This is a genomic window from Candidatus Schekmanbacteria bacterium RIFCSPLOWO2_02_FULL_38_14 (genome assembly GCA_001790855.1).
Lineage (GTDB): Bacteria > Schekmanbacteria > GWA2-38-11 > GWA2-38-11 > GWA2-38-11 > 2-02-FULL-38-14-A.
Genome location: MGDH01000009.1, coordinates 25,764 through 51,793 on the forward strand (window position 1 = coordinate 25,764; position 26,030 = coordinate 51,793).

At 39.9% G+C, this 26,030-nt stretch carries 20 protein-coding genes, 1 tRNA gene and 1 pseudogene; 8 read left to right on the plus strand and 14 right to left on the minus strand.

Annotated features, from left to right (window positions below):
* Positions 1 to 113: 113 nt before the first annotated feature.
* The 14 genes and pseudogenes from A3H37_08720 to A3H37_08785 form a co-directional block, all read right to left on the minus strand.
* Positions 114 to 839 carry a hypothetical protein gene (locus A3H37_08720; GenBank protein OGL51100.1) on the minus strand — a complete coding sequence of 242 codons (726 nt, stop codon included), beginning with the start codon at positions 837 to 839 and terminating at the stop codon, positions 114 to 116.
* Between the two features lie 192 nt (positions 840 to 1,031).
* Positions 1,032 to 2,621: a hypothetical protein gene (locus A3H37_08725; protein ID OGL51101.1), complete on the minus strand. Its 1,590-nt coding sequence runs from the start codon at positions 2,619 to 2,621 to the stop codon at positions 1,032 to 1,034.
* A 119-nt stretch (positions 2,622 to 2,740) separates the two neighbouring features.
* Positions 2,741 to 3,502, minus strand: a complete 762-nt coding sequence (locus tag A3H37_08730) for a hypothetical protein (protein OGL51102.1) — start codon at positions 3,500 to 3,502, stop codon at positions 2,741 to 2,743.
* A 120-nt stretch (positions 3,503 to 3,622) separates the two neighbouring features.
* On the minus strand, positions 3,623 to 4,894 hold the full coding sequence (locus tag A3H37_08735) for a nitrate oxidoreductase subunit beta (GenBank protein OGL51103.1): 1,272 nt from the start codon (positions 4,892 to 4,894) through the stop codon (positions 3,623 to 3,625).
* A gap of 75 nt (positions 4,895 to 4,969) precedes the next feature.
* Entirely contained in the window at positions 4,970 to 8,422 is a 3,453-nt protein-coding gene (locus tag A3H37_08740; GenBank protein OGL51104.1) for a nitrate oxidoreductase subunit alpha, read from the minus strand.
* A gap of 21 nt (positions 8,423 to 8,443) precedes the next feature.
* Positions 8,444 to 8,965: a hypothetical protein gene (locus tag A3H37_08745; protein ID OGL51105.1), complete on the minus strand. Its 522-nt coding sequence runs from the start codon at positions 8,963 to 8,965 to the stop codon at positions 8,444 to 8,446.
* 46 nt (positions 8,966 to 9,011) lie between these two features.
* Positions 9,012 to 9,959: a hypothetical protein gene (locus A3H37_08750; GenBank protein ID OGL51106.1), complete on the minus strand. Its 948-nt coding sequence runs from the start codon at positions 9,957 to 9,959 to the stop codon at positions 9,012 to 9,014.
* Positions 9,960 to 9,965: 6 nt separating this feature from the next.
* Entirely contained in the window at positions 9,966 to 10,382 is a 417-nt protein-coding gene (locus A3H37_08755; GenBank protein ID OGL51193.1) for a hypothetical protein, read from the minus strand.
* A gap of 184 nt (positions 10,383 to 10,566) precedes the next feature.
* Complete coding sequence (locus tag A3H37_08760; GenBank protein ID OGL51107.1) at positions 10,567 to 13,254, minus strand: hypothetical protein; 2,688 nt, start codon at positions 13,252 to 13,254, stop codon at positions 10,567 to 10,569.
* An 834-nt stretch (positions 13,255 to 14,088) separates the two neighbouring features.
* Positions 14,089 to 14,859: pseudogene (locus tag A3H37_08765) on the minus strand (cytochrome B6).
* Positions 14,860 to 14,868: 9 nt separating this feature from the next.
* The gene (locus A3H37_08770; GenBank protein ID OGL51194.1) at positions 14,869 to 15,357 is read right to left on the minus strand and encodes a Rieske (2Fe-2S) protein; all 489 of its coding nucleotides are present in this window, start codon (positions 15,355 to 15,357) and stop codon (positions 14,869 to 14,871) included.
* Positions 15,358 to 15,404: 47 nt separating this feature from the next.
* Positions 15,405 to 15,848, minus strand: coding sequence for a hypothetical protein (locus A3H37_08775; protein ID OGL51108.1), 444 nt, complete (start codon positions 15,846 to 15,848; stop codon positions 15,405 to 15,407).
* Positions 15,849 to 15,935: 87 nt separating this feature from the next.
* Positions 15,936 to 16,136: a hypothetical protein gene (locus tag A3H37_08780; GenBank protein OGL51109.1), complete on the minus strand. Its 201-nt coding sequence runs from the start codon at positions 16,134 to 16,136 to the stop codon at positions 15,936 to 15,938.
* Between the two features lie 50 nt (positions 16,137 to 16,186).
* Complete coding sequence (locus A3H37_08785) at positions 16,187 to 16,519, minus strand: hypothetical protein (protein ID OGL51110.1); 333 nt, start codon at positions 16,517 to 16,519, stop codon at positions 16,187 to 16,189.
* Between the two features lie 97 nt (positions 16,520 to 16,616).
* Between A3H37_08785 and A3H37_08790 the strand changes: the two genes are divergently transcribed.
* The 8 genes from A3H37_08790 to A3H37_08825 all read left to right on the plus strand — a co-directional run bounded on the left by A3H37_08790 (position 16,617) and on the right by A3H37_08825 (position 25,797).
* Positions 16,617 to 19,619 (plus strand): hypothetical protein, encoded by a 3,003-nt coding sequence (locus A3H37_08790; protein ID OGL51111.1) that lies wholly within the window; start codon positions 16,617 to 16,619, stop codon positions 19,617 to 19,619.
* 313 nt (positions 19,620 to 19,932) lie between these two features.
* Entirely contained in the window at positions 19,933 to 20,796 is an 864-nt protein-coding gene (locus A3H37_08795) for a UTP--glucose-1-phosphate uridylyltransferase (GenBank protein OGL51112.1), read from the plus strand.
* Between the two features lie 3 nt (positions 20,797 to 20,799).
* On the plus strand, positions 20,800 to 21,255 hold the full coding sequence (locus A3H37_08800; protein ID OGL51113.1) for a hypothetical protein: 456 nt from the start codon (positions 20,800 to 20,802) through the stop codon (positions 21,253 to 21,255).
* Between the two features lie 19 nt (positions 21,256 to 21,274).
* Complete coding sequence (locus A3H37_08805; GenBank protein OGL51114.1) at positions 21,275 to 23,650, plus strand: endopeptidase La; 2,376 nt, start codon at positions 21,275 to 21,277, stop codon at positions 23,648 to 23,650.
* Complete coding sequence (locus A3H37_08810; protein OGL51115.1) at positions 23,601 to 24,206, plus strand: hypothetical protein; 606 nt, start codon at positions 23,601 to 23,603, stop codon at positions 24,204 to 24,206. The genes A3H37_08805 and A3H37_08810 overlap by 50 nt, the downstream gene beginning before the upstream one ends.
* Before the next feature lie 76 nt (positions 24,207 to 24,282).
* Positions 24,283 to 24,471: a 50S ribosomal protein L32 gene (locus A3H37_08815; GenBank protein ID OGL51116.1), complete on the plus strand. Its 189-nt coding sequence runs from the start codon at positions 24,283 to 24,285 to the stop codon at positions 24,469 to 24,471.
* 146 nt (positions 24,472 to 24,617) lie between these two features.
* Positions 24,618 to 25,703 carry a hypothetical protein gene (locus A3H37_08820; protein ID OGL51117.1) on the plus strand — a complete coding sequence of 362 codons (1,086 nt, stop codon included), beginning with the start codon at positions 24,618 to 24,620 and terminating at the stop codon, positions 25,701 to 25,703.
* Between the two features lie 19 nt (positions 25,704 to 25,722).
* Positions 25,723 to 25,797: transfer RNA gene (locus A3H37_08825), tRNA-Met, on the plus strand.
* Positions 25,798 to 26,030 lie beyond the last annotated feature (233 nt).

The following is a 26,030-nucleotide window of genomic DNA, read 5'->3' on the forward strand; positions in this document are numbered from 1 at the left end:
GTTGAGCAGGCTCAACTTTTATAAATAATATAATACAAAATAATCTATGACACAATGAAAAACTCAATAAATTTTTGTATCTTTTCCGCAATCCACAATCCTAAATTGGATGATTACTTCTTCAGCTTATCAAATACGACCTTTGCAGTCCCTTTTTCTGTTACAGTTACTTCAGCAATCTGTGTGCCGAGTTTCTCATGCCAAGCCTTTAGCTGGTATTTTCCTGCAGGAATATCCTTAATTTCAAATATCCCGTTGTCATTTGTTACTGCATAGTAAGGATTTTCAGTTACAACTATATATGCGCTCATCCATGTATGCCCGGCATCGCACTTTATATTCATAATTCCAGGCTTTTTCACTTTTTTCTTTATCTTCTGGTCTTTCATTGGAAGCGCAAGGTTAAATGCTGTTTCAGTCTGGTTTAAGTACCCGTGGGTATTGTGAAGAATCGGGTCGCTGTTAATTATGTTTATTGAACTTCCTGCTACCATTGCCTGAACATGCGGGATATACTGGCAGCTCTGATTATTAATTGATGCATCCTCTTTTGAAATCTTTTTCCCTTTTTCAATTTTTTCAATTAATACAACTGCATTCTTCACACCGCCGCTTTTTGAAACAATCAGTTCCTCAGATGGCTTCTGGCTTCCGCACACATTGTTGTCCTTTGTTACAGGAAGTGAAGCAGTATCGCCTTTGCCTGCAAACTTAACCTCGCCTGCAATTGTTCCGCCGTCTTTTACATCAGTTTCCTGGTAGGAATAGGAAACTGAAATTCCTAAAAATAATAGAGTTGTTACTATGCTAATGATGCTAAAAATTTTTACTTTGTTCATAATTTTTTTCTCCTCCTTAAAATTTTAATTGTATCCAACAGAATTTGTAGAAACAGACCTTTAGGTCTGTTATTAACGGGTCTAAAGACCCGTTTCTACATCTGCGGGGTTAGAAAACCCCGCCTATCGATATAAATTTTTATTTCTCTTGAACTCTTGAACCCTCAAATCCTTGAACCATTTACTATATTACTACTCAATCTTCAAAGTGTACCACGGCGTAACAGCCTTCTGTCCGTTTCTGTCTCCCTGCGCTCCGTTCCACACAGCAAATCCAACAGGAACTTCCTTCCCGGCTTTAAATTTTGCATCATATTTATATTTTGAATCAAGGCTTCTAACAATAACCACCTTCCATTTTCCATTGTCCCATACACCCCTGCCGTCAACATTCTGTTCGTCAACGCTCCTTGGAGTGAGTGTGCTGAATCCCTCTGAGTTGAGGTTTTCAACCGGTGATTTTCTCTCTGGAAGTGATGCAAAATTACCTGCTCCCCATCCTGTGATATATGTTGGATCTTGCTCTACTACCGCGCTAATAGTCCTAACCGCAGGCTTATTTTTATCTTTTGGATGAAGGGCTTTTGAAAGCTGGTAGTCATCTGCAACCATCCCTGCGTATGTATCATCAATGTCATTGAATTTTTTCTTGTCTATGTCAAGCTGTCTGTCTGCTCTCCAGAACCAGATATTTACAGTATTTTCTTCCTTTTCTGTATCAAGCGCGCCCATTGTAAAAAGAGGTTTTCTCTTTGGGTCAACAGGAAACTGAATAGCAGCGCCGTCAGTAAAATCCTGATGCCTTGTAAACCTTGCTTCAGGTGTTAAGTCTTCCCACTCAAGCAGGAATGCCATCTTTCTCCCGTTATGAACTGCTTTAACTGACACGCTGTCAACACTCTCCTGTCTCTGCCACAGGAGCATAAAAGGCACCTTTTCTGCCCTGACATTTTTCCATACCTTGTCAAAAGGGTCAATACTGATTTTGCCTGCAACTTTTTTAGCCGTTACACTGCCGCCTCCGGGCTGAACTGCTACCTTTGAACCTGCCAAAGACCTCACATACTGGACAAGCGCCCATCGCTCTTCTTCATTTGCTGAATCCTCATACGAAGGCATCGGAGTTCCGTCAAGTCCTGAGATAAATCTTAAGTAAATATCAGAATTATTTCCACCACCCTTATAGATTCCTCTTGTAAAATCATTTGGCGGAGCTGGATAGCCAAGCTCATCCTTTGTTGTCAGGGATGAGGGTCCGTCGCCCTTGCCTTGCTCGCCATGACATTCAAAGCATTTTAGCTTTGCATATACTTCTTTGCCCTTTGCGACCAAATCTTTGGATGGAGCAGGTTCTTTGGAAACCTTGATTATGCTCTCCGGAGCCTCTGTAATGTTTGCAATCTTTTTTATGTAATACACAAGCCCCCATCTCTCATTTTCAGTCAGAGCCTTGAAGCTTGGCATTGCTGAACCGGGAAGCCCATTTGTTAAAGTCTTGAAAATATTTTCATCTGTTGGTGGCTCTCCTGTTGAAGTTGAGCGAATCTTGAATATCCCTTTTACAAGATTGCGCGGTTTGGGAAAAAGAAGATATGCTGCTGTGCCGTCGCCCTCACCCTTTTCGCCGTGACACACAACACACTCCCTTTTAAATGTATCCTCCCCCTTGCTCACAATCTCTGGTGTCTGTTTGGGCTGAGCTGCCTGCGCAGTCCAGCTCAACGCCGCAATAAAAACTGTTAAACCGACTACGGCACTGAGTAAAAACTTTTTAATTCTCATTTCTACCTCCTTAAAAAATCTTTAAACAATCTTTTAAAAGGGTTCAATAGATTGAACCCCTGCATTAATTTATCTCTGGCTTCAGAACTAAATATTCAATCTGCAATCCGCAATCAAATCTAAGCTTCTACCTCTCCTATGTCCCCTCCGCCGCAAAGAGCGCAGGCATCATCATCAAAATCCTTGAAAGAACCCAATTTCTTAATCTCCTCTGGTTCAATTTTAAAGAAATCAATCTCAGAGCGCATAAAATTACCAGTCAACTCAGCAAGTAATTTGTAAAACCCTTTTCCTGCCTTTTCTCCTAAAAGTTTTGTAAACAGAGGAACCCATATGCCTAAATGGTCTTTCAAAAATTTTTTCTGCGCATCTTTGCAGATATCGCTTTCCTCTGCTCTGCTGTTCTCCCTCGCATAGTTTTCCTTAAAAATAAGAAAGTACATAAACTCTAACTCAATGCTTATATGGTCATGTCTTTCCTTTGCCTTGTCAGAAGCTTCAAGTCCAAATGCCTTATAAAACCCTGCTATATCACCAAGCCCCTGACTTTTCTGGAACACATGGGACTTGCCGTATTCTGTTTCATAGGGCGGGCATTCATTTGAAACCGAATGGCCAAATATCCTTGAAAACTCTGACTGCATATTTTCAAGAGAAATGTTTCTAACAGAACAAGCCAAAGAATTTATAAGGTCTGAAACCTCTCTCTCATGAATATTGGCAAGAGAAGCAAAGCAGGAATTTAATTCCTCTGCAAAGCCCTCTTCTCTCAGAGATGAATACAAATCCTCCTCAGGATATATAAATGCTCGGGAAAGAAACTGGTATGCATTCATCCTGGCAGGATTTACTTCTTTTTCTTTTAAGTCTGTTTGTTCCATCTATCTTACCTCTTAATAGGTATAAGTTATTTCCTTTAAGATTCTGTAGAAACAGACCTTTAGGTCTGTTATTAACTGGTCTAAAGACCAGTTTCTACAATAACCAATAGTCTATTTACCTCAGATTGAGTTCGCATGTTTATCAGGCCTTTCATAGAAAGGTTCCTCAACAGTTGTTCTTATAACTTCCTCTCCGTTCTTTCCAAACCCGATTACTGTATCATTGAACATTTCCCACTTCTTACCGTTGATGGTTGTCTCATAGACCTTTTTGCCTTCTTCAATCTTGTAGCTATAAATAATCTTCTGTGTTGTCCTAAAAAGTTGAAGTACTGCAAGAAGCTCTCTTGATGGTGCTGAATATTTTTCAATTGCCTCATCAACACCAGGACCAAACATCTGCCTTAAATAGTCTCTTGGCACCCATCTTGGCGGAATATAATATCCGTTTGGCTGTGTTCCAAATGTAGGACAAAGAGGAAGCGCAACCTTTTCAACCTTAATAAGGTAATATAAAGGATGGTTTTTGTCTTCTTTCCAACTTCCATCCGGGTTGAGCTTTACAAGTCCCTGCATCCTTATCTTGCCGACACATGCTGCCATGCACCTTGTTTCTGTAGGAACATTTCCTGTTAACGGGTCTTTGCCTTCAATCCTTGGATAGCAGGCAATGCACTTTTCAGAAACCCTTGATGAAGCTCTGAACATTGGTTTCTTGTAAGGACACCCCTCAACGCATTTCCTGTATCCTCTGCATCTTGACTGGTCAATGAGAACTATCCCGTCCTCAGGACGCTTGTAAATTGCCTTTCTCGGACACGCAGCAACACATGCAGGATGCGAACAGTGGTTGCACAGCCTCTGAAGGTAGAAAAACCATGTTCCATGCTCAGGAAGTTTTACTCCTTCACTGTGCATTTTATTAGGCTCGCCCTTTATCCCCTTTGCAGTATCTTCATAAATGTTTGGAGCACTCCATTCCTCGTCATTTGGAATATAACCAACTGCCCTCTGTCCCCCTTCAGGACCATATTTCTTAAGCGCTGCCTCAAACACAGTCATTCCGCCAAATTCGCCGTAAGGTTTGCCTGCTCCGTCTTTTTTGGATGAATCCCAAACCTGTCCTCCGGGATTTATCTGCTCAATAATCTGCATCAATTTCATGTCCCAGAATTGCGGGTATCCGCCGTATGGCTTTGACTCAACATTGTTCCACCACATAAATTCCTGTCCCTTTGAAAATGTCCATGTTGACTTACATGCCATTGTGCAGGTCTGGCAGGCAATGCAGCGATTAATGTTAAACACAAAGGCAAACTGCTCTGCGGGATATCCGGCTTCATAAGGATATTCCATATCCCTTCCTAATTGCCAGTTATATACTTGCGCCATTTATTTTCTCCTTAATGTTTTATCAAATCCCCCTTAACCCCCCTTTTCTAAAGGGGGGATGGGGGGATTATGGGATTAAGATTTTTTTACCTTAACGATTTCACCATTTAGATAGCTTTTCATATACTCGCTTTCATTACCTGGTGTATATCCTGTTGTTGCAGGTCTCCAGATTCCCTTGCCGCCAAGACCGCCATCTTCAGCCTTGCTTATCTTGACAAGAGTCTCTTTTGGCACTGTGTTGACTGCGTGGTTATCTGCCTCGCCGCCAAACACAAAACCCATAAAGGTTTTTGTCTTATGGAATAGAGAATCTGTCTGGTGCATTGGCATATGCCAGTTTCTTGTAAGCGCCTGATGCGAGCCGTAGCGGAAAGTTGACTGATAGCCGGTATCTGCTGAAAGCGCTCTTCCATCTTCCCTTGTCTCGTGCGCTTTGACAGTTTTCTCGGTTGCTATAAAAGCTGAATGTTTCATCATTATCACATTGTATGGGTAAGCAGGATTGTACTTAACCCTTATCATAAGCCTTGAAACCTTGTAGAACGGGTCATCCGGCTTCCAGTCTCTGTAAGGCCTGTCCATTGGATTAGCATCAATATATGCATAGTCTCCGTCATTTAAGCCAAGGTCTCTTGCCGCTTCTGGATTAATATGCATCTGACGCTCGCCAACTCCGGGTGTCCTTTTATCCATTCTGTAGGGGTCGCCAAAGTTTGAATCCCAGATTAAGTTCCAGTCAGTAACAGCCCATGAAGAGTGAACTGTATGACGTGTCTTTGGAGTCATGCAGTAAAACTTGTAGCCTTTTTCCCAGAGTGGGTTCTTTGATTTTTTTACCTCACTCCAAGGCATTTTAATATTTCTTACAGTTCTCTCATCCCAGTGCATTGCATCAGGGGAAAGTCCATAGTCATCAGGCCTGATATATGGGTTTGAACTGACAATTACATTTGGAAGATATGGAGTCCCTTCTGGTCCTTCGCGGTGAACTACAAAATTCTCACCGTATTCAATTGCCTCTGGTATATCACAGTAGGCATGCAACCTTCCAGTATCAGTATAGAATGGAATGCTGTCAGTTACCTGTTCATAGAACGGATTGCGGGGATATGTGCGGAAAAGCATCAGGGCTACGCCCGGCTCTCCGTATTTTCCTGACATGATGTCTTCAAGCTTGTAGCCTGCTGTTGTTGTTGAAGAGTCAAGCAGGCGCTGGATATAGACATCGCGGTTTCCTTCAAGAACAAACTTCCAGTAATCTGCAAAACGTTTATCATTAAGAATCTCTCCAAGCCTCTTGGCTATCGTTGCAAGTATGTCTACATCATCTTTGGTATCATAAAGGGGTTTAATACCACCCTTCCATATCTGCAGGAACGGGTTTGAGCATGAAGCTGTTATTTCATTCCCCTCAAATTCCATCCATGAGTTTGCAGGCAGAGCAAAGTCTGCATATTCAATTGATGCTGTCATCTCAATATCCTGCGAAATTATCAACTCAACTTTTGGGTCAACATTTTTAAGCATGTCATACACATGCTTTGCGTTGTTGATAAGGTTGACGTTTGTAAAATACATCACCTTTGTAGGAGTTGGCATGTGAGTTTGCCCGGTAAAAACCTTTCTGCCGTATTTTGGTGTATTAACAATCAGCGGCTTATCGCCGTGGTTCCAGTATGCAGGCTCCTCGTCCTTTGTATATGCATGTGCGTGTATATCTTTTCCCTTTGCATTCGGGTCTAAGTTAACTTCAAACGGGTCTTCTGCAACCCATCCCTTGAAACCCGGTCCACTCCATGCAGAACCCTGAAACAATGCTGATTTATAATTACCAGCCCATGTATGCGAACCTGAGCCCTTTACTCCAATGTTGCCTGTTAGCATTAATGGAAGGTATGTTGCGCGGTTGTGGAGTGTTGCATGGAACCAGTGGTTGATTCCCTCACCATAATGGATTGCAACAGGTTTGATTGTTGCAATGTCTTTTGCAAGCTGTTCAATAAGATTTTTTGGAGCGCGTGTGATTTCGGCAACTGTGTCAATATCATAATCTTTGAGATGTATTTTGTACATTTCCCAAAGTGTCATAACCTCAACCTTTTCGCCGTTGGCAAGCTTTATAGTGCCTTTGTATCCCAAGTCAGGGTCAATCCCCTTTGCAGTCATTTTATCACCAATCTCATCACGTGTAATTGCCTTGAGCTTCTTGGTTTTTGCATCAAAGACAACAAAGTCGCCAAGCTTTTCATACTGTTCTTTTTTAAGTCCCTGAATTTTGAAGCTTGCGCCATTTGGGTCAATCACTGATTTATAACCCTTGAATACTTCGTGAGCTCTTAATCTCTTGAGGTTATCAGTTCTCACAAGAAGAGGAAAATCAGTAAACTTCTTAACAAACGGTTCATCATAGAGGTTGTTGTCCATCAAATACTTGCTTATTCCAAGAAAGATTGATGTATCAGAAATGCCAGGACGCACTGGTATCCAGTAATCTGCTTTTGTTGCAGGCGGATTATACTCAGGAGCTATAACTACTATTTTTGCACCTCTTTCCATAGTCTCAATAAACCAGTGGGACTCAGGCATCTTGTTTTCAACCATATTTTTTCCCACCTGAATATGGAGTTTAGAGAAACGGAGATCATTGAGGTCTATTTCTGAAGCCTGAAGGCCATGAACATAAGGATGCCCGGGCGCCTGATCACCGTGCCATGTATAGTTTGACCATGCTCTTCCCCCAAGTGCGTGTTCGTGGTCAACCTTTCTTAAGTTTGCGTCAAGAAGCGCAAGGGTGTTTGAAAGGCGGTACATGCCGTATTTGCCGATTACGCCTAAAAGCCCCATTCCGCCGCGCAGTTTAAATGTCCTTGTCCCAGCACCCCTCATTTCCTGAACCATCTCAGGCTCATAGCCCTGAGCCAAAAGTTTTTTTGCTCCTTCCTCGCCGTTGTAACGTTCTGCAATATTGATAAACCCACGCGCAATATAATCTACAGCCTTGTCCCATGAAAGTCTTACAAATTCATCAGTCCCGCGTGAGTCAAATTTATACTTCTTTTTGTTCTCCTCTGTAAGTTCAGGAAAACCCTCATCAGCCCATTGCTTCCATCCCTTTCTCACAATAGGATATTTCAATCTGTAAGGACCATAGACCCTTCTGTGGAAAGTGAACCCCTTCAAACACCCTCTTGGACCCCAGTTAGGGGTTGCCTTGTTGCCATAGAGATCTGCATAATCTTTTACATCATAGTTCTGCTCAGACCTCATCACCACGCCGTTTCTCACAAAAGCCTTCAGACGACAGGCATGCGTGTCGTTTGGCGAGCATACATATGTGAAAGTGCTGTCATAACGATACTGGTCCCTGTAGATTTTTTCCCAGTCCCTTGGCGGATAGGACTGGAGAGGATTGTCAATCGCCACAACAGGCTGCAGCATTTCAAGCGCAAGACCATCCTTGGCAAATACTGCAACAGTTCCTGCCGCCGCTGTGGTTTTTAAAAACCTTCTCCTGCTAAATCCCATAAATTCTACCTCCTTTTCTATCTATAATTCCTTTAATAAAGAAACTCTTTTGGGGAAAACCTTTATAAAAGCTTTTCCGTTTAACATAAAACAAACATTCTCGCAAATTCCACAGCCAACACACTTCTCATGGACAACAACAGGCTTGAAATCGTCAAGAACTATAGCCTCATCCATGAAAGGGCACTTAATATAGCACATTCTGCAATCCATTCCTGACCATGCAGAACATCTTTCCTTATCTATTTCTGCCATACCTATTTTGTTTTTTTCATCTGTCTTCACGAGGTTCAAAGCACCGTTTTCGCAAGCACTTCTGCATGGAAATTCTTTGCATAAATAGCATGGAGTGTTTTCAGGCATAATGCAGGGGTATTTATTTACAAGCTTTATGCTTTGATGAGGACAGGCTTGCACGCATTTACCGCACCCCTTGCATATTTTCTGAAAAACCCCCTCTTCGACTGCGCCCGGAGGCCTGATACAGTTTTCATCTTTTGTTACTGTCCTCGTTGCCAATCTAAAAAATTCTCTTCTATTCATAACCCCTTTTAAATTTTAAGTTTTGATTTTTTATTTTTGAACTTCCCTATGACACCCCCAGCCATTCTCTTCTCAGCTTATAGACCTCTAAACATCTCCCGCATAAACCCTTTTCAGGACTCCACCACGGATAATCCTTTTTTATTGCTGTTAAAACTAACTCTTTTTCTTCAAACAGGTTTTTGCTCCAGTCAAATGTAGGAAATTTACAAATAGGACATGGAGAACCCGGAAGCGCTATCATATCCTCGCTTAATTCTTTCTCATCAATTGAAGAATATTTTTTAATTAACACCTTAAAATCCCTTGCCATAGCAAGAATCTCTTCATGGGTCAATTTCTCAGCATTCCATAGGGCTTCAAAAATTTCATCAAGATGAGAAGATGGTATTGACCTGTAAAGTTCTCTGAACTCTGCAAATGTTTCTTCCCTCAAGACAACTGTTTCTTTCCTGCTTCTTGCAATTCTTCCGTCTATAAATATGTCCCATATAATTTTATAGCGGCTTCTGATTGCATTCTCTTGCGCAGGCGAAACAGCTCCTGTCTTATTATATTTTCTGTATTTGAAATTGCCATCAAGCATATCTGAAATATGTTTTAATTCATGCCTTATGAATGCTTCAAGTTTTGGCTGGATAAAAAACTGCTCAGGATGGATTCTCAACCCTATTTTTCCTGAATCATTGCTGATTGATGCCTCTTCCTGAGAAACTATAAGGGCTTTAAAAACAGCTATAATTTTTATTTTATTGTCAAACTCTTTAAATTCAGAGAGGACATCAAGAATTGGCTTGCCAAATCCAAACTTCAGAAAAAATTCTTCATGGAATTTTTCAAAAAGTTTTTCCCTTGAATCCTCACGCCTTTCATAGATTTTCCTGTGCCTATCATAATAATCCTTAACATCACTATCTTTCCCAATAGCCTCTCTCCTCTTTATTTCCCTGAATACTACATCCTCAACCAACGTTGTATCGTATAGAACTTCCATAATCGCCTACACTCTCTTTCCCATTGAAATTGCTTCCTTTATGCAGATTGACTCGCACAGCCTGCATGCAACGCACTTCTTTGCTGTAACTGTTGCAATGCCAAAGACATCCCCGGCATTTTCACGTTTGAGCAATTCAACAGATTCAAAAGGACACATATCAGCGCAGAACCCGCATCCGGAGCAAAGGGTTGTATCAACCGTTGCAACCGGTATTTCATTTGGTTTAAGCCTTTTCCTTGGCAGCCCATTGCCGTTTGTTATTGCCTCGCTCGGACATACCATGCCGCAGGCACCACATTCAATGCAGAGTCTCTCATCTATTATATGTTTTATCTTCCTCTCGCCAGAAATTGCGCTTACAGGACATCTCCTTGTGCAGACAGTGCAACCTATACATTTCTCTGTTATTCTAAAAGCCATAATATATAGAGGTATTTCTGAAAATATTTCTTTTCTTCCTGTCATTGCGAGCTATGAGCTTGCCGAATGGCGAAGCAATCTCATTAAAAGCTGACAGCTGATAGCTTACAGCTAAAATTGAGATTGCTTCGTCGCTAACGCTCCTCGCAATGACAAATAGGGTTTTATTCAGTAATTTCATGATTTATTGCTTCAAACTGAACAGATAATTTCTCAAAAGCTCCATCTTCTTTTCAGGTTCCGGCAGAAGTTCTGACTTCTCGCCATCCTCATCAATATCATAGAAAAAATTTGGCATCCTTGTCCCAGGCATGAGCGGCTGAGGATTGGTAAGCCAGTCTATAATCCATTTGGGTTTTAATCTTCCGTTCGCCAGAGAGAGGTCAGGAGCTAATTCTGCAGCAGAAATCCCTGCTCCGCCTTTTCCAAACTGATGGCATTTAAGGCATTGCAGTGTATCGATAAGAGATTTCATTTCAGCCTTTTCCTGCGCAGTAAATTCTTTTTCCTCAAGATAGTGATAGAATACTTCTTCTCTGGACATGGACTGGAAATATCTTACAATGCTGTTTGCCTGTGCCTCTCTAAAATTGAATGTTGGCATTCTTACAGAAAGCCAAGGCCTTATTGGAACAGGTTCATGAATAAACCTGAATAGCCACTCAGATTGCACTTTTGTCCCTTCTCCGACAATCCTCGGAGGCGAATAGCTTTTTACGTTTATCTCATCATTACTATATTTTTCTCTCAGAGCAACCTGAATATTTGCACCATCCCACTTTTCCTCAACCTCGTGGCAACCAATACAGTTATACTTTTTTACAATCTTCCTTCCTTTCTGAATGTCTGTATAATTTGCAGAAACCTCTCTTGTGAACTCTTTTGGGATCTTTTCATCCCTGAAGCCCTTAAGAAGAACTGCAAGAGCGTGAGCTTCTTCATCATTCAGTTTAAAATCAGGCATTCTCTGCACAACAACTTCAGTTTCAAATATCCTTGGGGTCTTTATTTTTGTAAGGGCATAGCCAAGCCAGCTTCTTTCAACCTGTTTTGCATAACCAAAAGCAAGCTCATACAGCTCTTTGTTGCCAAAATTGCTCAACTCAGCGCCCACCCTTCCAAGCTTTTCTGTACCGGGTATCTCATGGCATCCATAACAGCCATAATCTGATATTATTTTTAATCCTTTTTCTGCTTCTGTTTTGTTGGCTATTTTCTGTTCTATGTCTTCTATCTTTTTGAAATTTGAATCCCTCAGGCTGTAAAGGTAGGCAACTATTGCCTCTGCCTCATTCGCAGTAAGCCTCAGATTTGGCATAAGGGTTTTTGAATTGTACCGCTTTGGATTCAAAATCCAGTTTAATATAAATTCAGGTGTTGTTTTGTTTCCAATATTAGTAAGGATTGGAGCTATATCTCTTGAGTTATTCTGGTAAATTTCTGTGATGCCAACTGAATGGCAACCATTACATCCTATATCCCTTACCAGCTCTTTGCCCTTAGCTATCAGGGCGCTGTTTCCAAGAACACCATCTCTTAATTTGTAAACCCTCCATGTTTCGTCTTTTGGAAGATTCAAAAGATATGCAGCAACTGATGCGGTTTCCTGGTCAGATAAAAGGAAATTGGGCATTCTTGTCTTTGCATGATACCATTTGGGATTTTTTACCCACTGGAAAATCCAAGAAGGATTAACTTTTGAAGCAATGTTCTTTAAGGATGGACCAATTTTATTAACATCTTCATATCCTTTTACAAGATGACAGTTGACGCATCCTATTTTTTCTCTGAAAAGATTTATGCCCTCTGACAGAACAGGCGCCCCTTGAATATCCTCTTCAAGGGCATGGCATCTTCGGCATGAGGATTGTATAAAATCTCCTGCAAGCATAGGTTTTTCCCAGTGAGAAATCGGATGCCAATCATATTTTTTCTTCCATTCTGTTTCCTGTTTTTTATCTTTAGGTGCATGCCCTGCATCATAAAAAGCAAGACCGCTTTCCTGTCCGTCATGACAGGAAGTGCAGCCGAATTTTTCAACAGGATGTTTTTCAATAAAAATTTCATAATTAACATGAGTCCTGTAAGGCTCTTTAAAACCTTCAAAACCTTTTCTGTCGGTTCCTAAGTGACAGGAGAGACACCTGTCAGCTTTAAGAATTGGTTCATCAAAATTATTTCTTGAAAAATCCTGAATTACAATTTGATTAATTTCAGGAATTTTTTTGGAGAGAATATCAAGCTTTTTTTCAATCTTGGCAATATTCTCTTTATATTTTTCTAACTTTTCCTCAAACTCAGGAATTTCCCCTTTGAAGCTGTCAACTTTTTTCCTGATTTCATCTCTTTCAGCAGTTGCTTTTTTTACTACTGGTCCCCATTTCTCTGTCTCAGCAAAAAGTTTTTCCCATTTTGCCTTCTTTGCCTGATAATTGCCCCCTTTATCAAAAGCCTGCTGATACAGGAAGTAAGCCTCTTCTGTTAAACTTTTTGCAAACTGAAGTCCCTGAGAAATCTCAAGAAGTTTTATTTCTTTTTTATCAAGTTCCTTTATTGCATTTTTGTATTCATTGCTTTTTTCCTTCTTATTAAACTCCTCTCTTAGCTTCCTGAGTTTTCCATCAATCTCTTTGAATTCATCTGCAGGGATTGCATTCTTAGCCTCTTCAAGCTCCTTCTCAAGCTTTGCAGTCTCAAGCCTGAAAAACTCTTTCTGATAATCCTTCCATGGTCTTCTTGTAACTGTCTCATTATAAACTGACCAGATAAGCGAAATACTTGTTATAAGAGCCAGAGTAAAAAAATGTATTTTGTAAGATTTTTTCTCTTCAGATGGGCTGCCACCATTTAAACCGGGTTCACTTGCTTTCATCAGTCTCCTTTTATTAGAATTAATTTCTAAATTCTTTAGTAACTATATATAGAACCAAGGAGTTACCCACACATATTTAATATTAAACGCTAATCTCAAAAACATCTTTATAATAAGTCCTATCATTGTTAGGAAAAGGAATGAAACAATTGCATACCTTGTTACCCCAAGTTTCCTGATAATTTCATTCTTACGCTTCCAGAAATAGTAAAAAACCCCAAGCGCATAATATCCGCCAACAACAAGCGCACCAAATATTGATGCAGGAACATAGTGGCGTATCCCAAAAGCATAAGAAAGGTTGATATTAGTAAGAGCTACAGTTTTGTGTGGGTCCCATTCCTGCCAAGGCCAGAAGAAATACCATCCAGGACCTCTGAGGAAAACTCCCATGATAATGAGTCCTATCCAGAGGACAAAAAAGCCAAAGCAGAAATTTAATACAGCAAATTTTCTCTCCCTGAATGTATAGTAACCATTCCCCCTTGGATTGATATCAATATAAGGAATAACCATTAACCCTACAATTATCAGCACTGGTATGACAACACCTGCAATCCACGGGTCAAAATAAACAAGCATCTCCTGAAGCCCGAGGAAATACCACGGGGCTTTTGATGGATTTGGTGTTTTTGTCGGGTTTGCTGCCTCTTCAAGGGGAGCATCAATCGTAATTGACCAGACAACCAGTATCAATGTTATTATCAAAGCTACAATAAATTCCATCCTCATAAGATAAGGCCATACATGAAGCTTTGTAATTTTTTTTATTTCCTTCTTCTTAACTTCTTCACCATCAACAATCTTCTGCGCATTCTGCGCAATCTCAAGCTGAGGTGTTGAAATTCCTCCATCCTTTCTTATTCGCCAGAAATGGAGAATCATAAGAATTGAAGCTACTATTGGTATAAATATGCAGTGAAGGACATAGAATCTTAAAAGTGCAGCAGGTCCAACAACGCTTCCCCCAAGCAGGAATGCCCTTGCATCATAACGGGCTGTTACACCAACCTCACCGCCAAAGGGACCTTCATGTCCAAAGAACGGAGTAGCTCTTGCCATATTTGTGCCTACTGTAACTGCCCACATTGAAAGCTGGTCCCACGGAAGCAAATAACCTGTGAAGCTTAAAAGAAGGGTTAAAACAAGAAGAACAACACCTATGACCCAGTTAAATTCTCTTGGAGACTTATATGAACCTGTCATAAAGACCCTGAACATATGAAACCAGACGCAGATTACCATTCCATGCCCTGCCCATCTGTGCATATTCCTCATAAGAGGACCAAAGGGAACATCAAACATCAGGTATTTCATATCAGCATAGGCATATTCCCCAGTAGGCCTGTAATAGAACATTAACACTACACCAGTTACAACAGTAACAAGAAACATAAGAAAAGTTATCCCTCCCATTCCCCATGTATAGCTTAGCCTTGTTCCGTGTTTTGCAACCTTTGGTGGATGAAGGTGGAGAAAAACATTGCTTGTTACCTGAAGAACCCTGTTCCTTGGAGTATCAGAATAATCGTGGCGGAAAATTGATTTCCAGATATAGGAATTAAAAATGGTTTCTTTTAATTTTTCTATTGATAACTTTTTCATTTTACACCCTTAAATTTTTAAAAGTGCGTCAGATTTTTCCCATTCACCTTTTTCAAAAAGAAATTTGACACTTTTATCTATTACAAGTTCTCCCTCATCAGAAAGAGAAATCTTTAATCTTTCAAGCGCCCTTGGCGCAGGACCCTCAAAATTCACGCCATCTCTGAAAAAACCACTTCCATGGCAGGGACATTTAAATTTATTTTCAGCCTCAAGCCAACGTGGAGTGCAACCAAGGTGAGTACAACGGGCAAGCAGCGTATATAACCCTTCCTCTGTTCTTATTATCCATACCGCCTGTGACTCTTTATATTTTTCACTAACTGTTCCAACTGGATACTCATCTGGAAATCCTGCCTTAAAAGTTGTCTTTGGCTCAAACAGTACCCTTGGAAACATAAATCTTGTAAAGGCTATTGTTGAGCCAAGTAACATAGAAATAATCATTGACCACCCTGCCAAAGAAAAAAAATCTCTCCTTGACCATAAATGGTCTATTTCACCCTGTTTTACTATTACTGCTTCTCCAGTTTTTTGCTCTGTCACTATAAGTTCTCCTTAAAATTATCAGTGTTTGAGCTGTTTTCAAGATTGTCTCTTAATTGTTCCAATGTTGTTGACTCCAGAATCATGTTCATTGCCTTTACTGCCTCACGCCATTTAGCACTTACAGTGCATTTTCCGTTCCTTGGACAGTCTCCCCTTCCAAGGAGGCATTCATCAGCAAAAAACTTTCCTTCAAAGCTTTCAATAAGCTCTTTTAAGGTAATTTTTTCAGGAGGTTTTGCAAGAGCAAAACCCTTGTGCGCACCACGATATGATTTAAGAATTCCAATCTTTGTATATGTCTGAAATATTTTTGAAAGGTAGCTTTTGGAGATATTTTGCGCCTCTGCAACCTCATCAAGAAGAGTTATTTTTCCCTTAGGCTGCATAGCTAAATATAGGACACCATGAATTCCGTATTCACTTGCTTTCATTAAACGCATATAGCTTCCATTTGGAGTCAAAAGGTCTAATGGAGTTAATTTATTTTCTAAATACCTAATGACTAAAAAATTGTCAAGAAAATTATTTCAAACCATGAACTTTAAAAACACTTCATTTGAGAAAAGAATTCCCTTGTGGGTAAGCCTGAGTTTTCCATTTTTTAATTCCAGAAGTTTATCTTTTTTTAACTCCTTTATCTCTTCACCGTATTTGTCTTCTATTGCTACTCCGTGAATACTATAAAACTTTCTTGTATCTATTCCCTCAATCATCCTTAACCCAAGCATCATGGCTTCTGCAACAAGTTTCTCTTTGTCTAATAATTCCTCTCCCTCAACTATATTTTGAATTTTTTCAGTCGCTCGTTGTTCTGTATTCCGTCCTTCGTTTCTTTTGCCCCTTCTTGCCCCTCTCTCTGACCTCTCAACTCTAAACTCTCAACTCTTTCACAATACCTTTCAACATCCTTAACATTCCACCACCTCTTTCCTATTTCCCTCTCCTTATCATTATATTTTTTTTTACGCAGACTAAAGTCTGCGGCTACGGGTTCCCCCTCACCCTTCCCTCTCCCACCAAGGGAGAGGAAGTCTTCGAGAACCCCTCTTCCAAAAGGAAGTTGGATTGAAATGTTATTGCGAGGAGCAAAGCGATGAAGCAATCCCCCCATATTTCTATGTCCTCATCTTTCTTTCATATTGACATTAAAGCCATTGCTCATATAGATTATCTTTTGTAAACATTTCGATGTTAAATAGGGGAAAGGTGTGGTTTTTTTTCTTTTTTCTCTCTCTCTAATAATTCCGCTTATTCTTGCAATCTATGTCATAATCATCAACCTCAAGGAACTTGAGAGCAAGCTATTCATAGGTTATATGGCGGTAATAGTAGTTGGTAGCCTTCTAACTCTCTTACCTCCCATAGCCCACAGCATTGATTTTGCACGCTGGGGAAATGCTGTAAGGCTTATCTTTGTTTTCTATCTCAATGGCATATTCCTTTTCTTTTTAACAGCCGCTATTCTTTTCAAGGAATTTTTCAGGAAAAAGGCTTTAGTCAAATTTCTGATTAGTGCCCCAGTCATATTTTCAACAGTAATTCTCTCAGATTATTTTTTCTCAACAGGAATCCTTTATTCAGGTGTAAAATTTTCACAAGGGGTCTATTTCACAGAATTTGGCAGATTTAGGTTTTTAAATGACATATACATCCTTTCCTTTGCCCTGCTGACATTTTATATCCTAATCAGGGCATATCCTGTATCAGACCCCATTAAAAAAAAGGCGATTATAATTCTTACTTCGCTGATACTGCTAAGTTCCATTCTTTCTTCTCTAAGGCCCTTTCTCAAGCAATATCCCCTTATAACCTTAATGCTTTCAACCTTTGGTCCCCTTCCGGTCCCTGTTGCCTTTGCCTATCTGATTAGCAAGTACAAACTCTTTTCTCCTATTGAAAGCGCTCTTAATTTAGCCATAGAAACTTTGATGGATGGAATCATTGTGCTCAACCAGAACAGGGAAATTATAAAAATGAATCCAATGGCTGAAAAGATACTCGATATAAAGTTTGCCGATATAAAAGAAAGCTCTTCATCAAACTTTCAGACTATTCTGGAAGAAAAATTCGCAGGTGAAGAGCTATGCGATATATTCAAATACATTTTCCAAAATGAAAAAATAGAAATCCGCGATCGTGAAACCGAGCTTAAAAAAAGCAGAGAAGCCTTCCTTGAAATCAATGTGTCTCAGATTAAAGAAAAAGGAACAAAGCTCTTGGGTACTCTTGTAAAAATCAGGGACATAACTGAAAAGAAAAAATCAGAAATTGCGCTGAATTACGAGAAAGAAATGTCTGCAAATATTCTGGAAAATGTCGGACTGCTAGTGCTTGCAACAAGCAGAGAGGCTGAAATAATCTTTTGCAATAAAAAACTGGAGGAAATCACAGGTTATACAAAAGAAGAAATTCAGAAATATTCTTTTGCAATGCTTGTTTTTACAGAACCAAAATACAGAAGAAAAGCCGTTGAAACCCTGTACAAGCCATATATGGGAGAAATAACAAAGGATGAAGAGTTTATTATAACAAGAAAAAATGGTGAAAAGAGAACTATTTCCTTTACCTCAACGCCCATAAATGACTTGAATGGAAATTTCCTTGGAGTCTTAATCAGCGGGAATGACATAACTGAAAAAAGAAGGGCTGAGGAATCATTAAAACTGCTCGCCAACCTCACCTACCTTTCTGTTGATGGAATAATAAGCACTGATGAAAACGGTATTATTATCTCATGGAATAGGGGGGCTGAAAAAATCTACGGCTACACCTATGATGAAATTTTTGGCAAATCGATCCGCGTCCTTGACACAGAAGATGTAAGGGATACGGGAAGGAATGAAGAGTTTTTAAAAAACCTGAGGGAAAAAGGCTTTGTAACAAACATAGAAAGAATTCAGGTTGCAAAAGACGCAAGATTTATCAGTGTTCAGATTACTGCATTCGTAGTAAGGGATGAAATCGAGGAAAAAAATTACTATGCGTCAATCGTAAGGGATGTTACCCAGACAAGAATGATGGAAGAGGAGCTCAACCAGTCATCAAAGCTTGCTGCAATAGGAACCCTTGCAGCAGGCGTTGCCCACGAATTCAATAACCTTCTTGCAGGAATCCTTGGGTATGCACAACTCGGAAAGTCCTCCACCGAACCAGAACAGATGAAAAAGGCTCTGGAGATAATTTTTAAAACCTCTGAAAAGGCAAAGAACATTTCCCAAAACCTCCTGAGTTTTGCCAGAAAGCAGGAACAAAAGAAAAAACTTAATGACATAAAACATATCATTGAAAATACCTTGGGTTTTATGGAAAGAGAGTTTGATAAAGCAGGAATCAAGGTTGTGCGCGACTATATCCATATCCCGCTAACAGTATGCGATTTCGGACAGATTTCTCAGGTTTTTTTAAATTTGATGACTAATGCAAAAGATGCTATGACTCCATGTGGTGGGACACTCACGATTAAAACTAGACAGGTTGCTAATGATATAGAAATAAGCTTTTCTGACACAGGCTGTGGCATTCCAAAAGAATTAATTGACAAGATATTTGAACCTTTTATGACAACAAAGGGCCCAAGAAGCGGCAGCAAGACTCCCGGAATAGGACTTGGACTTTCTGTTTCCTATGGGATTATAAAAAGCCACAACGGAACAATAAAAGTTGAGAGCAAGGTTTGTGAAGGTTCAACTTTCATAATAAAACTTCCAGTTGTTTCTATGACTAATGAAACATTTCCAACTAAGTTTCAAAAAACTGATTTAATTGAATCAACAGACCTTCCTGTTGTGCTTAATACATTGGTTGTAGACGATGAAGAAGTTGTTAGGTTCCTTCTCAGGGATCTACTCGAACAAGAAGGACATAAAGTAGTTATATGCTCTGATGGCAAAACAGCCCTTGATATGTTTAAAAATGAAAAGTTCAACATAGTCATTACCGACATCACAATGCCCGGAATGAATGGAATAGAACTCTTAAAAGAGATAAAAAAGATTGACCGGAATATTCCGGTTGTCCTTATTACAGGAAAAATAATGGGGGATAAAAAAGATATGATAAATATTGACTCAATTGAAGAAGCTTCAGGCTTTATAGAAAAACCCTTCAATATCTCAGATATAAAAAAGGTCCTTATTGACGCACAGAGAAAAAATCTTAAAGCATCAGAGAAATTTTTGCATAAAAAGAATCAGGAGCCACCAGTTCAATAACGAAGTGCAACACTTGGGGTTAAAAGGTCTAAAGGAGTTTCTAAAAAATTGTCAGAAAAAAAGATTTAGCAAACTTCATTCATTCTTTAAATATTTTTTTTAAAGAAACAAAGCAGTTAACTATTTCAGCTTGACAGCAAAGTCTTTTGACCTTGACATTTATTTTTCAAGCAATTAATATTCACAAATTCTATACAATAAGATAGAGTCACTTTGCGCGGTAAGATATACTATTGATTATCAACAGATTAGCAGGGTTAGCCTGCAAAATTTTAAACAGTTTTTAAGTTTTATTTTTCAGAAACACAGAGATATGAAAATCAGAAAAGCCGTCTTTCCTGTTGCAGGCTTGGGGACAAGGTTTCTTCCTGCAACCAAGGCTTCTCCAAAAGAGATGCTTCCACTTGTTGATAAACCGCTGATTCAGTATGCTGTTGAGGAGGCAAAGGCAAGCGGGATTGAAGAGATTACAATTGTTACAGGAAGGGGTAAAAGGGCAATTGAAGACCATTTTGATTATTCAGTAGAGCTTGAGAACGAGCTTTTTGAACAAAAAAAGTTTGAGCTGCTTGAGCAAATTAAAAATATTTCAAACCTTGTAACCTTTGCCTATGTAAGGCAGAAAAAGGCTCTTGGCTTGGGACACGCAATTCTCTGCGCAGAATCTATTGTTGGTGATGAACCCTTTGCGGTTTTTCTTGCTGATGACGTAATTGACTCAGACACTCCCTGTATGAAACAGCTGATTGATGTCTACGAGGAATACCACAGCTCGGTTATTGCAATTCAGGAGGTAGAGAAAAAAGATACAAAAAGCTATGGAATAATAAAGCCTAAAAAAGTTAAAGACAGGATTTATAAGGTAAATGACCTTATAGAAAAACCTGACCCTGCAAAGGCTCCATCCAATCTGGCTGTAATAGGCAGATATATCTTAACTCCGGGAATTTTTAAAGCCCTTAAGAAAACCTCTCCGGGAAAACTTGGGGAAATACAGCTTACAGATGCTTTGAAAATGCTTTTGCAGAAAGAGGATATTTACGGTTGTGAGTTTACAGGAACAAGGTATGACGCAGGAGATAAACTTGGCTTTTTAAAGGCAACTGTTGAGTTTGGCCTCAGAAGAAAAGACCTTGGCAAGGAATTCAGGAAATATCTTAAGGAGTTAAAACTTTAACCTATGTCTCATAAAAAATCAGGCTCTGGGGGACCAAAACAGTTTGGCTTTGAGGATGTTGTTCAGCTTTTCAACAACATCCCAAAAGTCCTTAGCGGAAACATGGAAATTTCAAACGGAACCAAGGGGTTTCCCCCAATAGATATATATGAAATACAGGACTGTGTTGTTGTTGAAAGCGAACTGCCGGGAATTAATCCAGCAGATGTGTCTGTTTATATTAGAGGCAATGAACTGACAATAGAAGGAAACAAATCAGACCCCACAATTCCCAATTCAGAGTCCGTAAGGTTTCTTTGCATGGAGCGTTCTTTTGGCAGTTTCAAGCGAATTATAAAACTGCCTGTTTCATGTAATCCAAATGATTCAAATGCGAGCTACAAGAAAGGAATTTTAACAATTCGGATTAAGAAAATAGTTGATAAAAGAGGAGAAAAGAAAGAGATAAAGATAGAATAAATTTAGAAGGTGAAAAAAAATGATTGATACTTTAAACATAGAAGAAATTCAGATTCCTGATATAGTTCCTCTTCTGCCAATAAGAGATATTGTAATCTTCCCGTTTATGATTGTTCCTCTCTTTGTTGGCAGGGAAATGTCAGTAAAATCAGTAGATGAGGCCCTTTCATCAAACAGAATGATAATGCTTGTTGCCCAGAAAGATGGCGCTGCAGAGAGCCCTTCACTGAATGAAATCTATTCCATTGGAACTGTGGCAATGATTATGCGGATGCTCAAGCTTCCTGACGGAAGAGTCAAAATTTTAGTGCAGGGTTTGAGCAAGGCAAAAATTTCAGATTATACTCAGACAAAACCTTTTTATAAGGTCAAGGTTGAAGTGCTCAAAGATGAGCCCTATGGAGAAAAAACCTCAGAGGTCGAAGCCCTGATGAGGAATCTCAGGGAACAGCTCCAGAAAGTCATTTCCCTTGGCCAGCTTATTCCTCCTGATATCCTGCTTCTTGCTGATAATCTTGAAGACCCGGGTCGGCTTGCTGATATTGTAGTATCTAATCTGAATCTAAAGGTTGATGACGCGCAGAAAGTCCTTGAGACACTAAACCCGATAGAAAGAATAAAGGCAGTAAGCGAGTATCTTAACAAAGAACTTGAAGTTCTGACAGTAAAACACAAGATTCAGACCGAAGCAAAAGATGAAATGAGCAAGACCCAGAGGGAATATTTCCTGAGAGAGCAACTCAAAGCCATCCAGAAGGAACTTGGCGAGGTTGATGAAAAGACAGAAGAGATAAATGAGTTTAGGGATAAAATTAAAAAAGCCAAGATGCCTGAAAAAGTAAAAACTGAAGCTGACAAACAATTAGGCAGGCTTGAGAGAATGCATCCTGATGCTGCAGAGGCTTCGCTTGTAAGGACATATCTTGATTCCCTCGCTGAACTTCCGTGGAACAAGTCCACAAAGGATAATCTTGACATAAAAAAGGCTTCAAAGGTTCTCAATGAAGACCATTATGACCTGGAGAAGGTCAAGGAAAGGATTCTTGAGTATCTCAGCGTATGCAAGCTGAAAAAGGAAATGAAGGGACCTATACTCTGCTTTGTGGGACCTCCGGGAGTCGGAAAAACCTCTCTTGGAAGATCAATTGCAAGGGCTCTTAGAAGAAAATTTGCAAGGATTTCTCTTGGCGGAATCAAGGATGAGGCGGAAATAAGAGGACACAGGAGAACATATGTAGGGGCTCTGCCCGGAAAAATCATACAGGGTATAAAGCAGGCAGGCTCAAACAATCCTGTGTTCATGATGGATGAAATTGACAAGGTCGGAACAGACTTCAGGGGAGACCCTTCTTCCGCTCTTCTTGAAGTGCTTGACCCTGAGCAGAATGACTCATTTACTGACCATTACCTTGCTCTGCCCTTTGATCTTTCAAAGGTAATGTTCATAACAACAGCCAATTTAACAGACCCGATTCCTTCTGCTCTGAAAGACAGAATGGAAACTCTCTATCTCTCAGGTTATACTGACGAGGAAAAACTGATGATTGCCAGAAAATACATAATCCCTCGCCAGCTCAAGGAACACGGGCTGACAGAAAAACTTCTGTCCATTTCCAATTCAGGGCTTTCAAGGATAATTTCAGACTATACAAGGGAAGCCGGCTTGAGAAACTTGGAAAGGGAAGTTGCCTCTGTTATAAGAAAAGTTGCAAAGAAAGTTGCAGGCGGTAAAAAGAAGTTAACACGGATAACAGCAAGCAATATCGAAAACTTCCTCGGTGTGCAAAAGTACCTTAGGGAGGGAGAACAGGAGTTCAGCGAAATCGGGGTTACAACAGGTCTTGCCTGGACTCCTGCAGGCGGAGAAATAATCTATATAGAAGCCACGACAATGAAAGGAAGAGGAAATCTTACCTTGACAGGCCAATTAGGAGATGTGATGCAGGAATCTGCAAAAGCAGCCCTGAGCTATTCCAGGGCGCAGGCAACTTCTCTGGGAATAAAAAATGACTTTTTCTCCAAAAATGATATTCATATTCATGTGCCTGCTGGTGCTACACCTAAGGATGGTCCTTCTGCAGGAATAACTATGGCTACTGCATTAATCTCTGTTCTTACAAGAGTGCCTGTAAGCAAGGATGTTGCAATGACAGGAGAAGTAACCCTGCGGGGAAGGGTTCTTCCAATCGGAGGAGTAAAGGAAAAAATACTTGCTGCCAAAAGAGCCGGGCTTTTAACTGTAATATTGCCAAAGAAGAATGAAAAGGACCTTATTGAACTTCCCAAAAATGTCAGAAAAGGAATGGAATTTATCTTTGCAGACACAATGAATGATGTATTAGAGGTTGCGCTCAAAAAGGAGAAAAGAAAGATTAAAAGAAAAAATCCGCAATAAAAATATAGTTACAAAATCTGCGGAGATTAACATGTTAAGATATATTGAAATAAATAATATCCCCTCTGAAGGGTATAGAATTGATAAACAGATTAAGGGTTCATCAATAGATATTGGCAATGAATATGAAATCACAAAACCCATCGGCTTTGCTGCCACTGTTGAAAAAGTTAAAACTGATGTAATAGTTAAAGGTGATATCGAATTCTCAGTAAAACATATTTGCAGCCTCTGTCTTGATGGTTTTGTTTCAAGAATTAAAACTCCGTTTAAAATAGAGTTTAAACCTTCATCTTCAGAACCGGATGAAGAAGAAAGGGAACTTGGAAGAGAGGACCTCGATATCAATTATTTGAGGGGCTCAGTAATTGACCTGTTTGATGTTATAAGGGATCAGATTTTTCTGGCAATCCCCATTAAACCGGTTTGCAAGCCTGAATGCCTCGGATTATGCCGCCAATGTGGCAGTAATCTGAACATTGAGAAATGCAATTGCAAAGATGAAAAAATTGACCCGAGATTTTCAGTGTTAACGGGGTTGAAAGTTAAAAATTAATTGACCAAAATCCCCCCAACCCCCCTTTGGAAAAGGGGGGCGAGGGGGGATTAGTGTAGAGAAAGGAGATAATAAAATGGCTTTACCAAAACGAAAAGCTTCAAGGTCCAGGCGCAATAAAAGAAGAAGCCATGATGCACTTACCGCATCTCAATATTCAAATTGCCCGCAGTGTCAGGAACCAAGACTGCCACACCGTGTGTGCAGACATTGTGGATACTACAACGGCAGAGAAGTAATTAAAATAGAAGAAGCTGCTAAATAAGTTGTATGGTGAATGGTTACAAAGCTTGTTTAGTGGTTGGATAATGCTTAGATTTCTATTTTTGCCATTAACTTAATCTCTAACTACCAAACCGGCATCTTATAACCTTAACCTAACGACTTAACCCAAAATAAAAAGAGGTGACAATGATTGCCGTTGACGCCATGGGAGGAGACTTTGCTCCGGGAGCAATTGTAAAAGGTGCCGTCAGTGCAGCAAAGGAATTCGGAACAAGAGTAGTCCTTGTTGGTGACAAGACCAAAATACTCAAATATCTTTCATCAAATGACGACTCCGTTTCATCCATTGAAATCAGGCATGCGTCTCAGGAAATAGAAATGGGTGAAATCCCTTCAGAGGGTTTTCGCAACAAGCCAGATTCCTCTCTGCAGCTCTCTCTCAGAATGCTTCAGGACAATGAGGTGAAAGCGGTTGTGAGCGCAGGAAATACCGGAGCGCTCATGTATTCAGCCGTTAAAATACTCGGAGCCATTCCAAAGATTCACCGTCCTGCAATATCTACTATTCTGCCCGGAATCAACGGTAAAACAATCGTCCTTGATGTCGGCGCCAATGTTGACTGCAGGCCTGAATGGCTTGTTCAATTTGCCATAATGGGACATATTTATGCAAAAGTTATGTTGAAAAAAGAGAGGCCCAAGATAGCCCTTTTAAGCAATGGAGCTGAACCTGCAAAAGGAAATAAGCTTACTCATGATGTATATAAGATGCTTGAAAATTCTTCTTTGGATTTCATTGGAAACATAGAGGGGAATACTATTTTTTATGGAGACGCTGATGTTGTTGTCTGTGACGGGTTTGTTGGAAATGTATTTTTAAAGCTTACTGAAGGATTTTCAAAAGTATACATTGATATGCTGAAAGAAGAAGTTTCAAAAAGAACGCGAAGCGGGATAGGCGCTTATCTGATGAAGCCCGCTTTTGAAAACCTTAACCGAAGGCTTGATTTTACTGAATACGGAGGAGCTCCTCTTCTCGGAGTGAATGGAGTATGTATTGTAGCCCACGGGTCTTCAACATCCCACGCCATTAAAAATGCCATTAGGGTTGCAGAAGATTTTGTTAATAAAAACTTCAATGCTATACTTCCAGAAGAAACAAAGCGGCTTGAAAGCCTTGTCAGGTACAAATCTCCAAGAAGGAGATGGTTCTGGAGTTCCAATAAAGATACTTCTGGAAAAGAGCTTGACGAAGACGAGGCAAAAAAGTAAAAAAGAGCCTAATTTTTCCGGCGGTGTAGCTCAGCTGGTTTAGAGCATACGGCTCATATCCGTAGTGTCCGGGGTTCAAGTCCCTGCACCGCCAATTGCGAATAAAATTCAAAACAAAAAATATGTAAGCACGTAAAATTTTGTAGTAGTTACTATTTTTACAGCTTTTAGCCCTGTTAACAACAGACCTAAAGGTCTGTTTCTACAAAAAGTTGTTATATAGTTTAACATACATTTTTGTCTCTTAACATCCTGCTAACCATGTTTCTGCAATTCGTAGAAATACACCTTCAGGTGTGTTGTAGGGGCGAGTCGGTGACTCGCCCT